We start from the raw sequence: 12,570 nt of genomic DNA, 5'->3' as shown, positions 1-12,570 counted from the left end.
AACTTCTGATAAATCGCTGACTTCTATAGTTTTGCAAGGCTTGGCAACAAAAAAACCATACGAAATCGTTCGGAAAAGGAAGTTTCTAGTGAAGCGACTATTCTGCTTGGCCGCGATTGCGGCCGCACTGATGGGGCACACTTTTACCGCGCAGGCGGCAGGTGTGGAGTTTGCCGTGGGGCAAACCGGCGAGTCGACCATGACCTATCGATTGGGGATGCAATTCGATTGGGACCAGAGCTGGTGGCAGAGTGACGTGGGTCGTCTGACCGGTTATTGGGACGGCGCCTACACCTATTGGGAAGGTGACGAGCAATCCAGTAACCACAGCCTGTCGTTCTCGCCCGTGCTTGTTTATGAATTTTCCGGCCAGAGCGTCAAACCCTACATCGAGTTTGGGGTTGGCGTGGCGGCCTTTGCCAGCACCGAAGTCGAAAACAACGATCTGGGCAGCGCCTTCCAGTTCGAAGACCGCTTTGGTTTCGGTTTGCGCTTTGCCGGCGGACATGAAGTCGGGGTTCGTGCGACGCACTATTCCAACGCCGGGATCACCACTCCGAACGATGGTGTAGAAAGCTACGCATTGCATTACACGATGCCGTTGTAAGGCGCAACGCTGCACTAAATGTGGGAGCGGGCTTGCTCGCGAAAGCAGTGGATCAGTCGACACTGTAATCGACTGACCTGACGCTTTCGTCGGAACGCCGCCCGGAGCAAGCCCGCTCCCACATTGGTATTGGGACAACTTCAAACTAGCGATACGCCGTCGAAATCCCCTGGCGTTCCTCGATGCACTCCGGTGCGCCCATCTCGAATTCCCGGCAGATCAGCGGGCGCTTTTCGTAGATGGTGCACATCATCGTGTTGCGATCCAGCGCGGCGCACCAGCCGTCATCCAGGCGCAGCATCACTTCCCCGCCCCAATCATCGGTATCGATGAATCGTTCAGGCACACCCGTATCGGTGATCAGCATGACCTCGAGCTGGCAGCAGCAGGCCGCGCAGGTCGAGCAGGTGACCGCGGGTTCCGCGATTTGCGTATGGGGGATGGTTTTCATGGCGCGCAGTGTAAGGCAGTCACCGGGTGCTGTGTGAAAGGTCTGACGGACGCTCAAGTATCGGAACGTCCGGGATACCGCTGCCGATGATGGCGATTTTCAGGGTTGATCCTTGATCGGCGGCTGGCTGCGCACCATGCGTTTGCCGATCTCCAGTTTCACTTGGTCCGGCCGTTTGGCGAGTGGCCAGAGGGCGGCCATGAACGCTGCCGGGAAAGCGATCTCCAGCGGGCGGTCCTTGAGCTTTTCGAAGATGTGCCGCGCGGCTTTCTCCACCGGCCAGCTCAAGGGCATGGGGGAGTCGTTTTTCGCGGTCAGCGGCGTTTCGACAAACCCGGGGCTGATCACTGTGAGTTCTATACCTTCCGGGGCCAGATCGATGCGCAGGGATTCGAACAGGTAACGCAGCCCGGCCTTCGAGGCGCCGTACGCTTCTGCCTTTGGCAACGGCAGGTAAGTCACCGTACTGGCCATGGCGACCATATGCGGTGCGATGCCGGCCCGCAGCAAAGGCAGGGCGGCGTCGATGCAATAGCTGCTGGCCAGCAGGTTGGTGCGCACCACATGCTCGACAATCGACGCATCGAACTGCTTGGCGTCCACGTACTCGCTGGTGCCGGCATTGAGTATCACGGTGTCCAGCGAGCCCCAGTCCTCGGCAATCTGCTCGCCGATCTCGCGTACGGTCTGGCTGTTGGTCAGGTCTCCGGCGACTACCAGCACTTGTCCCGGATAACGTAGCGACAAGTCTTTCAGTGGTGCCACGGTGCGCGAACTGACGGCCAGGTGCGCACCGGTTTTCAGGATTTCTTCGGCCAGGGCGGCACCGATGCCGCTGCTTGCACCGGTCAGCCAGTATCGTCGTGCGGGTGTACGACTCATCCCAATCTCCTTTTCAGCCAGGCAATTGCCCGGCCCAATGCGGGTAAATGTTCATAATGCAAAGCCCCGGCATCGAAGTCATCCCGGTGGCGGTAATTCATGACCCAACGGCGGCGTATTGCCGCGAGGGCAGGTTTTTGAATGCCGTCAACGCACGCGTACGGGAAGTACTCAGGTCGACGATCGGTGAGGGGTAATCCACAACACCGAAAAGACCGCCGAGATTGGCGGGGTTGTGCACGTCTTTTTTATTCAGCTCGGCCAGTTCCGGCAGCCATTGCTTGATGAACATGCCTTCGGGGTCGAATTTTTCCGACTGGCTCAGCGGGTTGAAAATCCGGAAGTAAGGCGCCGAGTCGGTGCCGGTGGAGGAACTCCACTGCCAGCCACCATTGTTCGCCGCCAGGTCGCCATCAATCAGGTGACGCATGAAAAATCGTTCGCCTTCGCGCCAGTCGATCAGCAGGTTTTTGCTCAGGAACATCGCCACCACCATGCGCAGGCGGTTGTGCATCCAGCCGGTTGCCAGCAGTTGGCGCATGGCGGCGTCGATGATAGGTAAACCGGTACGCGCCTGTTGCCAGGCGGCCAGTTCTTCGGGGGCGTTGCGCCAGGCCAGCGCTTCGGTTTCCGGACGAAACGCGCGGTGCCGGGAAACCCGTGGGTAACCCACCAGGATGTGTTTGTAGAACTCGCGCCACAGCAGTTCGTTGATCCAGGTGACGGCGCCGGTCTTGCCGCTTTCGAATTCACCTTGATTGCTGTTCAAGGCAGCGTGCAGGCATTGACGCGGAGAAATTACCCCGGCGGCCAGATAGGCCGAGAGCTGACTGGTGCCGGGCTTCGCCGGGAAATCCCGTTCGCTTTGATAGTACTCGATCTGTGCATCGCTAAAGCTGTCGAGGCGGTGCCGGGCTTGGGCTTCGCCCGCCGGCCACAGGTTGCGCAGGTTATCAGCGGGTGTTGCGAAGCCGTCGACACTCAAGGGGATCGCATCGCTGGCAATGTTCAGCGGCGCTTGTTTGTGCGGCGCGCGGACCAGGCTGGGCAGCGAGTGGTGCAGTCGCTCGTAGCAGACTTTGCGGAACTGGCTGAAGACCTGAAAGTAAGTGCCGGTCCGGGTCAGCACGCTCCCGGGCTTGAACAGCAATTGATCGAGGTAGCGGTGAGCTTCGATGCCTTCGGCCTGTAGCGTCCGGGCGACCACTGCATCACGGCAGGACTCATGGATGCCGTATTCTTCGTTGAGGTGCAACGCGTCGATCTGCCACTGTCGGCACAGGTTCAGCAATACGCTTGGCGCGTCATCCCAGCGGGGAGCCTGGCGGATCAGCAGGGGAATGTTCAGTTGACCCAGTTCGCGGCTCAGTTCGCGCAGGTTACGCAGCCAGAAGTCCACTTTGCAGGGCGCATCGTCGTGTTCCAGCCATTGTTCCGGACTCAGCAGATACACCGCCACGCAGGGGCCGCGAGCCGCGGCGGCCGAGAGGGCGGTGTTGTCATGTAGACGCAAGTCGCTGCGCAGCCAGATCAATTGCATTTTGGTATCCACGCGTTTCATTTAAATCAGCCCGCGCTGAACGAGTGCCTGATGTGCCGACAACGGATTTTCTGCCAGGTACAAATCAGCGATCTCGGTAGTACTTGCGGACAACTCGGTGTGGTGGATGCATACCGTTGGTCCGGCAATCATTTTTGGGCAACTGATTCCTTTCAATAGTTTCGGCAGTTGTACCAGGTTCAGGGCTTTGCTGGAGTACAGCAGAACCCCTCGGGGTTGCAGCAGTTCGACCGCCATTGCCAGTTCGCCGACAGGCAGCGGCCAGTCGAAGACCTCCACCGGGCAGTCCGCGCTGCTGATCAGCCAGGCCGTGAGCCACAGGTGCGGTTCCACGGGCAGGTCCGAGTGGTTGACCAGCAACAGCGGCGCGGTGCGCAACTGACGATTGTTATGGTAGATGCGCGCACCGAATTTGCTGCGTAGCCAGGCACAAAAAAAGCCCCGCTCCATCTGCGCCCCGAACTGGCCTTGCCAGCGTTGCTCCAGAGCGGCCAGCAAGGGCATCAGCAAGTGCTCGCACAGGGTTCGCGGCGGATACAACGCCATCGCCTGATTGACGCTGTCATCCAGGGCACGTTCCTGCAATCGGCTGACTGCCTGCAGCAACGTTTGCAGCAAGGCGTGCCAATCGTTGTCGACGAACTCGCTGAAGGCTTGCGGCGTGTCGAGCAATGGCTTGACCTGGCTGACGGCAACGCCACGGTTGAGCCAGGTGAGGATGGTCTGGATGCGTTGTACATGGTCGGCCGAGAACAACCGATGGCCCTTGGGTGTGCGTTGCGGCACGATCAGGCCGTAGCGCCGCTCCCAGGCGCGCAAGGTCACGGCATTGACCCCGGTTTGCCGCGCCACTTCACGGATCGGCAGCCAGCCTTCTTCCAGCGCCTTTTTAAAGTCATCGCCTAGGTCTTCGCGGACGCTGGGGTCGAGTGCCTTTTTCATCAGATGGCGTTTCGCAGGCTGTGGTTTTCCGGATGCGGTTGCAGGTAAACCTGCTGTGCGATGTAGGGATCTGGGTGTTGGTTAAAGTGATGTTTGAGCAGCGTCAGCGGCACCACCAGCGGCACGATGCCCAGGCGGTACTGGCTGATCACGTGTTGCACTGCCTGCTTTTCTTCACGGCTGATGGCCTGTTTCAGGTAGCCACTGAGGTGTTGCAGGACGTTGGTGTGAGTGCGACGGGTGGCGCACTTTTTCAGCGCCGCCATCAGTTCGCTGAAATAGCGGGGCCCCAGTTCCTGCGGATCGGTATGGCCCATGTTGCCCAGCAGGTGGCCCAGGGTTTTGTATTGCACCGGGTTGTGGGCCATCAGCAGGTATTTGTAGCGCGAGTGAAAGTCGGTGAGCCCGCTTCGGGTCAGGCGTTCCTGGCACAGTTGCTGCCAGGCGTTATAGGCGGACGCGCGGGTGAGGAAGTTTTCCCGCAGCACCGGATCATTGAGCCCGCCATCTTCCTCCACCGGCAAGTCCGGGTGCAGCAGGCAGGCGCTGATGGCGATTTTCGGTTTGGTGGGGGAGTGGAACATCGGAGCACCTCGAATCTGAACCTGTGCAGACGGTCGAGTTTGTACAGGATAACTTCATCATAGATTCGAAGTTGTACAAGTCAAATGTTATGTATAGGTTTTGTGGTGGGCTGCTGTCCATGGTGACAGCAGCGATTTGCTCGGGTTGATGCTCTTTACTGCAGGTGCTCATGCAAGCGGCGAGCGGCTTCCTGACCGCTGAGCCAGGCCCCTTCGACACGTCCGGACAGGCACCAGTCGCCACAGGCGTACAGCCCCAGGTCGGCATCGGCCAGGGTGCCCCATTCGTGACTGCTGGCGGGGCGGGCGTAGAGCCAGCGGTGGGCGAGGCTGAAGCTTGGTGCGGGCATGGAATCGTGCAGCAGTTCGGCGAAGGCGCCGTGCAACTGTTCGATCACGGCTTCCTTGGACAAGTCGATGTGCTGGCGACTCCAGGCGCTGGTGGCGTGCAGCACCCAGGTGTCGAGTGTGTTGTCGCGTCCGGGTTTGCTGCGGTTGCGGGCCAGCCAGTCGAGTGGGCTGTCCTGTACGAAGCAGCCTTCCATGGGCGTTTCCAGCGGCGTTTCGAAGGCCAGCGCGACGGCCCAGGTGGGGTCCATTTTCACGCCGGCCGCGGCGCCGGCGAGTTTCGGCGCTGACGCCAGCAGAGCCGTGGCCTGTGGGGCCGGCGTGGCGATGACCACGTGGCTGAACGGTCCGTGGGTGAACCCTTCGGCGTCCTGCAGGTGCCAATGTTCTTCACCACGATAGACCTCGGTGATCCGGCAGGCGAAATGCACTTCCAGGTCACCGAGCAGGGCGCGGGTGATGGCGCTCATGCGGGGCGTGCCGACCCAGCGGGTCTGCTCGTCCGGTGACAGGTTGAGCTGGCCGCCATGGTAGGTGTACAGCTGCGGCGTCCACTCGGCGACCCAGCCTTTGGCCTGCCAGCGCTGGACTTCCGTGACAAAGCGGCGGTCGCGGGCGGTGAAGTATTGCGTGCCCATGTCCAGGGCACCCGCATCGCTGCGCTTGCTCGACATGCGCCCGCCGCTGCCGCGACTTTTATCGAATAGTTGAACCACGTACCCGAGGTCCGTCAGGGCCTGGGCGGCGGAGAGTCCGGCGATGCCGGTGCCGATGATTGCGATAGGTACAGTCATAGGGGCCTCGTTTACCTTTCTGTACAGACTACGCCGGGGTTCAAACCTGTACAATATTGTTTTTTGGTATAACTTTTAGCGTTCTCGTTCTGACAGCTTGGCCTATTGTTAAACATAGAGCCTGCTCGATACCAAAGATCCCTGCTTATAAAAATAGACTAATGGACAAGGTAAAACGCCACGCGAGGAAGAAGTCATGCACATATTGCTGACCGGCGGTACTGGTTTGATAGGACGTCAGCTCTGCCGGCACTGGTCAGGGCAGGGCCATCGCCTGACAGTCTGGAGTCGCCAGCCTGAAAAAGTCGCGAAAATATGTGGTACCCAAGTGCGTGGAGTTGCCCGACTGGAGGATCTGGGGCAGGAGCCGGTCGATGCGATCGTCAATCTGGCCGGAGCGCCGATTGCCGACCGGCCCTGGACACACAAGCGTAAAGCCTTGTTGTGGAGCAGCCGTATCACGCTGACTGAAACCTTGCTGGCGTGGCTTGAAAGTCGCGAGCAGAAACCATGGGTGATGATTTCCGGTTCGGCTGTCGGCTGGTATGGCGACGGTGGCGAGCGCGAACTGACCGAGGACTCGGGGCCGGTCAGCGAAGATTTCGCCAGCCAGTTATGTATCGCCTGGGAAGAGACTGCACAGCGGGCAGAAGCGCTGGGCATTCGCGTCATCCTCATTCGAACCGGGTTGGTGCTGTCGGCGGAGGGCGGCTTTTTGTCGCGGCTGTTGCTGCCCTTCAAATGGGGCCTGGGAGGGCCGATCGGCAACGGCCGGCAGTGGATGCCGTGGATTCACATCAACGATCAAATCGCCCTGATTGATTTTCTTCTGCATCGCAACGAGGCCAGCGGTCCCTATAATGCGTGCGCGCCCAAGCCTGTGCGCAACCGCGAGTTTGCCACGGCGCTGGGTGGCGTACTGCATCGCCCGACCTTCATGCCGATGCCGGCCTTCGTATTGAAGGTCGGGCTGGGCGAGTTGTCCTTGCTGTTGCTGGGCGGCCAGCGCGCCACTCCGGTGCGTTTGTTACAGGCTGGTTTCGCTTTTAAGTTCACGGATTTGCGCGCGGCTCTGGACGATCTGTCCGGTCGCCTTTGAAATAGGACGTTGCATGACCGATCACGCGTTGCTTCTGGTCAATCTGGGTTCACCTGCCTCCACCTCGGTGGCGGATGTGCGCAGTTACCTCAATCAATTTCTGATGGACCCGTACGTGATCGACCTGCCATGGCCGGTTCGACGGCTGCTGGTGTCGCTGATTCTGATCAAGCGTCCCGAGCAGTCGGCCCATGCTTATGCCTCGATCTGGTGGGACGAGGGCTCGCCGCTGGTGGTGCTCAGCCGTCGCCTGCAACAAGCCATGACCCGTCAATGGCAGCATGGCCCGGTCGAACTGGCGATGCGCTACGGCGAGCCGTCGATTGAATCGACGCTGGTGCGCATGGCCGCCGGGGGGCACAAGCGAATCACCCTGGCGCCGCTGTATCCACAGTTCGCCGACAGCACCACGACTACGGTCATCGAAGAGGTCATACGCGTGGTGCGCGAGAAAAACCTCGACGTGCAACTGTCGGTGCTGCAACCGTTCTACGATCAACCGGAATACCTCGATGCGCTGGTGGCCACGACCAAACCCTATCTGGAGCAGGATTTCGATCACTTGCTGATGAGCTTTCACGGCTTGCCGGAACGGCATCTGAAGAAGCTCAACCCCGGTCACAGCTTCGAGGGTGGTGGTGATTGCTGCGCCGGCGCGCCGCCGAAGGTGGTCGCCACCTGTTATCGCGGCCAGTGCCTGCGTACGGCGGCAGAGTTTGCCAAACGCATGGGGTTGCCGGAGGGCAAGTGGTCGGTGTCGTTCCAGTCGCGTCTGGGGCGCGCCAAATGGATCGAACCCTACACCGAAGCGCGCCTGGATGAGTTGGCCAAAAGCGGCGTGAAAAAGGTTCTGGTGATGTGCCCGGCGTTCGTTGCCGATTGCATCGAGACCCTGGAAGAGATCGGTGATCGCGGCAAGGAGCAATTCCGCGAGGCGGGGGGCGAGGAGTTGGTGCTGGTGCCGTGCCTCAACGATGATCCGCGTTGGGCGCGAGCGTTGAGTGCGTTGTGCGAAAGGGCGCCACTGGCGCTTTAAAAGCTTCGCGAGCAAGCCCGCTCCCACATTTGATCGGTGATGGACACAATATATATGTACACCGAAATCCAATGTGGGAGCGGGCTTGCTCGCGAAGAGGGTCTTTCAGTCAGCGAAGAATCCGAACCTGCTTAGATCAGCGGCTCATTCGCCTTCTTGTGCTTCCAGCTGTCATTGCCCGGCAGGATCAGGTTCAAGCCAATCGCCACCACCGCGCACAGCGCGATGCCCTTGAGGCCGAAGTCGTCCGGCCCGGTGCCGGTGCCGATCAGCACGCCGCCGATCCCGAACACCAGGGTCACCGACACAATCACCAGATTGCGCGCCTCGCCCAGATCGATCTTGTGGCGGATCAGCGTGTTCATCCCCACCGCCGCAATCGAACCGAACAGCAGGCACAGAATCCCGCCCATCACCGGCACCGGAATGCTTTGCAGCAGTGCGCCGAACTTGCCGATGAACGCCAGGCTGATGGCGAAGATCGCCGCCCAGGTCATGATTTTCGGGTTGTAGTTCTTGGTCAGCATGACCGCGCCGGTCACTTCGGCGTAGGTGGTGTTGGGCGGACCGCCGAACAGACCGGCCGCCGTGGTGGCAATACCATCGCCGAGCAGGGTGCGGTGCAGGCCGGGTTTCTTCAGGTAATCGCGACCGGTCACGCTACCCACGGCAATCACGCCGCCGATGTGTTCGATGGCCGGGGCCAGGGCTACCGGAACGATGAACAGAATCGCCTGCCAGTTGAACTCCGGTGCAGTGAAGTGCGGGATGGCGAACCACGGTGCCGCGGCAATCTTCGCGGTATCGACCACGCCGAAATAGAACGCCATGCCGAAACCGACCAGCACGCCGGAGATGATCGGCACCAGGCGGAAGATGCCCTTGCCGAAAACCGCAACGATCAGTGTGGTCAGCAGCGCGGGCATCGAGATCATCATCGCCGTCTGGTAATGAATCAATTCACTGCCGTCGCCGGCCTTGCCCATGGCCATGTTGGCGGCAATCGGCGCCATGGCCAGGCCGATCGAAATGATCACCGGCCCGATCACCACCGGCGGCAGCAGGCGGTCGATGAACCCGGTGCCTTTGATCTTCACGGCCAGGCCGAGGAAGGTGTAGACGAAACCTGCCGCCATCACGCCGCCCATGGTCGCGGCCAGGCCGAACTGGCCCTTGGCGAGAATGATCGGGGTGATGAAGGCAAAGCTCGATGCCAGGAACACCGGCACCTGACGCCCGGTGACGATCTGGAACAGGATCGTCCCCAGGCCGGCCGTGAACAGCGCCACGTTCGGGTCGAGACCGGTAATCAGCGGCATCAACACCAGGGCACCGAAGGCCACGAACAGCATCTGTGCACCCGACAGCACCGTGCGCCAGAGCGGATCGTTGAACTCTTGCTGCATGCTCACGCGTCCTTCTGCTTGGTGCCGAAGATCTTGTCACCGGCATCGCCAAGCCCAGGGATGATGTAGCCATGTTCGTTCAGTTTTTGATCAATGGATGCGGTGTAGATGATTACGTCCGGGTGAGCTTTCTCGACCACAGCGATGCCTTCTGGCGCGGCGACCAGCACCATGGCGCGGATGTCCTTGCAGCCGGCTTTTTTCAGCAGGTCGATGGTGGCAACCATCGAGCCGCCGGTGGCGAGCATCGGGTCGATGATCATTGCCAGGCGTTCGTCGATTTCCGGGACCAGTTTTTCCAGGTAGGTATGGGCTTCGAGGGTTTCCTCGTTGCGGGCCACGCCCACGGCGCTGACCTTGGCGCCCGGGATCAGGCTGAGCACGCCTTCGAGCATGCCTATGCCGGCACGCAGGATCGGCACCACGGTGATTTTCTTGCCGGCGATTTTCTCGACCGATACGGTGCCGCACCAGCCTTCGATATCGTAGGATTCCAGCGGCAGGTCTTTGGTGGCTTCATAGGTCAGCAGGGCGCCGACTTCCTGAGCGAGCTCACGGAAATTCTTGGTGCTGATGTCTGCGCGGCGCATAAGGCCAAGTTTATGACGGATCAGCGGGTGGCGGATCTCATGGATGGGCATGGGGAAAGGCTCCGGCGGCGGGCAAAAAAACCGGCCTAGATTAATCTATCCGAGGGTGTTGTCCTATAGACATACAGTACGTTAGTCCACAAACGCTTGATCTGGCCTCGCTGGATGCGTACCTTTGCCCGCTTTTCCTGAATCCGCCACCCCTTGGAGAGCGCCATGTCCGCTGATCTCGAGCATATCCGTCAAATCATGCGAGAGGCTGACTGCCTGTACACCGAAGCTGAAGTCGAAGCGGCCATCGCCCGCGTCGGTGCACAAATCAACGAACAAATGGCTGACAGCAACCCGGTGGTGTTCTGCGTGATGAACGGCGGGCTGATTTTCTCCGGCAAGCTGCTCACCTACCTGCACTTCCCACTGGAGGCGTCTTACCTGCACGCCACCCGTTATCGCAACGAAACCAGCGGCGGCGACCTGTTCTGGAAAGCCAAGCCGGAAGTTTCCTTCATCGACCGTGACGTGCTGATCATCGACGACATCCTCGACGAAGGTCACACCCTGGGCGCGATCATCGACTTCTGCAAACACGCTGGCGCACGTAAAGTGCATACTGCGGTGCTGATCGACAAAGACCACGACCGCAAGGCCCGTCCGGACCTGAAGGCCGATTTCGTCGGCCTGCCGTGCATCGATCGTTACATCTTCGGTTACGGCATGGACTACAAAGGCTACTGGCGTAACGCCAACGGGATTTTCGCCGTTAAAGGAATGTAAGACATGGATACGCCTCGCTTTCTGGATCAGACCTTGTTCGCCGAGCTGGCCGGGAAAGCCGCGGCCAATCCTCGTGGGCGCCAGCATCACAACTTCCATCAGATGGAAGACGCTTGCCATCGCATGGCGGTGGGGTTGCAGCCGTCCACGTATATCCCGCCTCACCGGCATTTGGGTGACAACAAGGCCGAAACCCTGTTGGTTCTCAAGGGGCGGCTGGGCGTGTTGATCTTTGATGAGACCGGTGCGGTGCTGAGCAAGACCGTGCTGCAGGCCGGTGGCGCCTGCGTTGGCGTGGACCTGCCAACCGGTGTGTTCCACGGATTGGTGGTGTTGGAGGCCGACAGCCTGATGTTCGAGTGCAAGGCCGGCCCTTACCGTCCGGTGGGCGAAGGTGAGCTGGCGCATTGGGCTCCGCGTGAAGGCGAGCCCGGCGTTGCCGAGTATCAGGCCTGGATGCGCGCGCAGTTCGATTGATCTTCTACCCCCCTGTAGGAGCGAGCATGCTCGCGATGAGCCCAAGGACACCGCGGGGCATCTGGTTTTCCGCGTTATCGTTGACGACCATCGCGAGCATGCTCGCTCCTACAGGGGGACGCGTTCACCCCTGGAGCCCGTCATGAACCTGTTGATCCGCAGCTGCGCCGTCCTGTTGCTGACCCTCAGCCTGCCCCTGGCCGCCGTGCCGGCACCCATGCACAGTCAATTCCTGCCGCCGGACGATCTCACTCTGCGCGATGCCGACCCCGAACAGCAGCAACTGATGCAGGTCACCGACTATTCGGTGGTGGTCGGTGCTCAGCGTCAATCCAATCAACAGCCGATTCCGGTCACTTCGCCGTTGATGATTCGGCTCAAGGGCAAATCACTGAGCAAGGGCGCCACCGTCAGTCAGGTGCTGGTCAACTTCGATGGTGAAAGCAAAAGCCTGAAAAAGCCGGTTTACGACGAGCCGAGCAAGACCCTGACCCTCTATTACCCGCTGGCGCAATACCGGGTGGTGATCGACTTGTTGCGCAACGACACTGTGTATTGCCAGTTTCTCAGTTACGCCAATGGTCATGTTTGGGCCGATCTGCACACCGGCAGCACTCGTCCGCGTTGAGCCTTGAGCCCGCGCAGGGGTAAACTGCCCGCCCCGTGAAATGTCTGCGAGCTGGAGTCGGCAATGCGTAAAGATAAAAAACAAGTGATTGGTGACGAGATCGGCGATGAGCAGATCAAGTTGTTCCTCGATTTCGAACCGGTCGACGCGACTTCTCCGTCCCTGCACAAACTGATCAAGGCCTACCGTGGCCTGCGCATCGACGATTTCGCGCGTTTCCTGACGTTCTTCGTCGAAGCGGGTTACGACGTGAATGGCAAGGATGAGCACGGCAATAACTTCATTGCCCTGATCAAGGATCAGCGCAACGCGCCGGATTACATCGAGCTGATCGAAAAAGCTCGCGGCTGAGTAAATTTCAGCCATAAAAAAACGCCCCGCTCTCAGTGAG

14 protein-coding genes and 2 pseudogenes are annotated in these 12,570 nt (G+C 60.1%); 7 read left to right on the top strand and 9 right to left on the bottom strand.

The window, feature by feature from the left end; genetic code table 11:
* Nucleotides 1-88 precede the first annotated feature (88 nt).
* Nucleotides 89-607 (top strand): acyloxyacyl hydrolase, encoded by a 519-nt coding sequence (locus tag AC3IT9_RS24515; RefSeq protein WP_150759016.1) that lies wholly within the window; start codon nt 89-91, stop codon nt 605-607.
* Nucleotides 608-752: 145 nt separating this feature from the next.
* Here AC3IT9_RS24515 and AC3IT9_RS24510 read toward each other — a convergent pair whose 3' ends face one another.
* The 7 genes and pseudogenes from AC3IT9_RS24510 to AC3IT9_RS24480 all read right to left on the bottom strand — a co-directional run bounded on the left by AC3IT9_RS24510 (nt 753) and on the right by AC3IT9_RS24480 (nt 6,169).
* A complete protein-coding gene (locus AC3IT9_RS24510; RefSeq protein ID WP_056726267.1) occupies nt 753-1,058 on the bottom strand; it encodes a YkgJ family cysteine cluster protein in 306 nt (101 codons plus the stop codon).
* Nucleotides 1,059-1,157: 99 nt separating this feature from the next.
* On the bottom strand, nt 1,158-1,940 hold the full coding sequence (locus AC3IT9_RS24505) for an SDR family NAD(P)-dependent oxidoreductase (RefSeq protein ID WP_489271214.1): 783 nt from the start codon (nt 1,938-1,940) through the stop codon (nt 1,158-1,160).
* Nucleotides 1,937-2,035 (bottom strand): annotated as a pseudogene (locus AC3IT9_RS24500) (nuclear transport factor 2 family protein); the annotation flags it as partial. The pseudogene AC3IT9_RS24500 and the gene AC3IT9_RS24505, both read right to left, overlap by 4 nt.
* 2 nt (nt 2,036-2,037) lie before the next feature.
* Nucleotides 2,038-3,480, bottom strand: coding sequence for a deoxyribodipyrimidine photo-lyase (phrB, locus tag AC3IT9_RS24495; RefSeq protein ID WP_489271213.1), 1,443 nt, complete (start codon nt 3,478-3,480; stop codon nt 2,038-2,040).
* 21 nt (nt 3,481-3,501) lie between these two features.
* Nucleotides 3,502-4,443: a MerR family transcriptional regulator gene (locus AC3IT9_RS24490; RefSeq protein WP_489271212.1), complete on the bottom strand. Its 942-nt coding sequence runs from the start codon at nt 4,441-4,443 to the stop codon at nt 3,502-3,504.
* Nucleotides 4,443-4,985 (bottom strand): annotated as a pseudogene (locus AC3IT9_RS24485) (YbgA family protein); the annotation flags it as partial. The pseudogene AC3IT9_RS24485 and the gene AC3IT9_RS24490, both read right to left, overlap by 1 nt.
* A gap of 197 nt (nt 4,986-5,182) precedes the next feature.
* Nucleotides 5,183-6,169, bottom strand: a complete 987-nt coding sequence (locus AC3IT9_RS24480; RefSeq protein WP_150728004.1) for an NAD(P)/FAD-dependent oxidoreductase — start codon at nt 6,167-6,169, stop codon at nt 5,183-5,185.
* A gap of 196 nt (nt 6,170-6,365) precedes the next feature.
* Here AC3IT9_RS24480 and AC3IT9_RS24475 point away from each other — a divergent pair, with 196 nt between their 5' ends.
* Nucleotides 6,366-7,268: a TIGR01777 family oxidoreductase gene (locus tag AC3IT9_RS24475; protein WP_489271211.1), complete on the top strand. Its 903-nt coding sequence runs from the start codon at nt 6,366-6,368 to the stop codon at nt 7,266-7,268.
* A gap of 13 nt (nt 7,269-7,281) precedes the next feature.
* Complete coding sequence (hemH, locus tag AC3IT9_RS24470) at nt 7,282-8,304, top strand: ferrochelatase (protein ID WP_489271210.1); 1,023 nt, start codon at nt 7,282-7,284, stop codon at nt 8,302-8,304.
* A gap of 131 nt (nt 8,305-8,435) precedes the next feature.
* Here hemH and AC3IT9_RS24465 read toward each other — a convergent pair whose 3' ends face one another.
* The gene (locus AC3IT9_RS24465) at nt 8,436-9,710 is read right to left on the bottom strand and encodes a uracil-xanthine permease family protein (RefSeq protein ID WP_057713328.1); all 1,275 of its coding nucleotides are present in this window, start codon (nt 9,708-9,710) and stop codon (nt 8,436-8,438) included.
* Between the two features lie 2 nt (nt 9,711-9,712).
* The gene (upp, locus tag AC3IT9_RS24460; RefSeq protein ID WP_102671705.1) at nt 9,713-10,351 is read right to left on the bottom strand and encodes a uracil phosphoribosyltransferase; all 639 of its coding nucleotides are present in this window, start codon (nt 10,349-10,351) and stop codon (nt 9,713-9,715) included.
* Nucleotides 10,352-10,516: 165 nt separating this feature from the next.
* On the opposite strand from upp, the gene AC3IT9_RS24455 reads away from it, so the two are divergent.
* The 4 genes from AC3IT9_RS24455 (at nt 10,517) to AC3IT9_RS24440 (ending at nt 12,530) form a co-directional block, all read left to right on the top strand.
* On the top strand, nt 10,517-11,074 hold the full coding sequence (locus AC3IT9_RS24455; RefSeq protein ID WP_150728000.1) for a hypoxanthine-guanine phosphoribosyltransferase: 558 nt from the start codon (nt 10,517-10,519) through the stop codon (nt 11,072-11,074).
* A gap of 3 nt (nt 11,075-11,077) precedes the next feature.
* A complete protein-coding gene (locus AC3IT9_RS24450) occupies nt 11,078-11,551 on the top strand; it encodes a WbuC family cupin fold metalloprotein (protein ID WP_489271209.1) in 474 nt (157 codons plus the stop codon).
* 142 nt (nt 11,552-11,693) lie between these two features.
* Nucleotides 11,694-12,179, top strand: coding sequence for a hypothetical protein (locus tag AC3IT9_RS24445; protein ID WP_489271208.1), 486 nt, complete (start codon nt 11,694-11,696; stop codon nt 12,177-12,179).
* A gap of 63 nt (nt 12,180-12,242) precedes the next feature.
* Nucleotides 12,243-12,530 carry a PA4642 family protein gene (locus AC3IT9_RS24440; RefSeq protein WP_150756220.1) on the top strand — a complete coding sequence of 96 codons (288 nt, stop codon included), beginning with the start codon at nt 12,243-12,245 and terminating at the stop codon, nt 12,528-12,530.
* The last annotated feature ends 40 nt before the right edge of the window (nt 12,531-12,570 follow it).

It is taken from the genome of Pseudomonas sp. KH_046_1, assembly GCF_057839025.1.
Note: the sequence above shows the minus strand (reverse complement) of the source record. Positions and strands in the feature narration are given on the sequence as shown.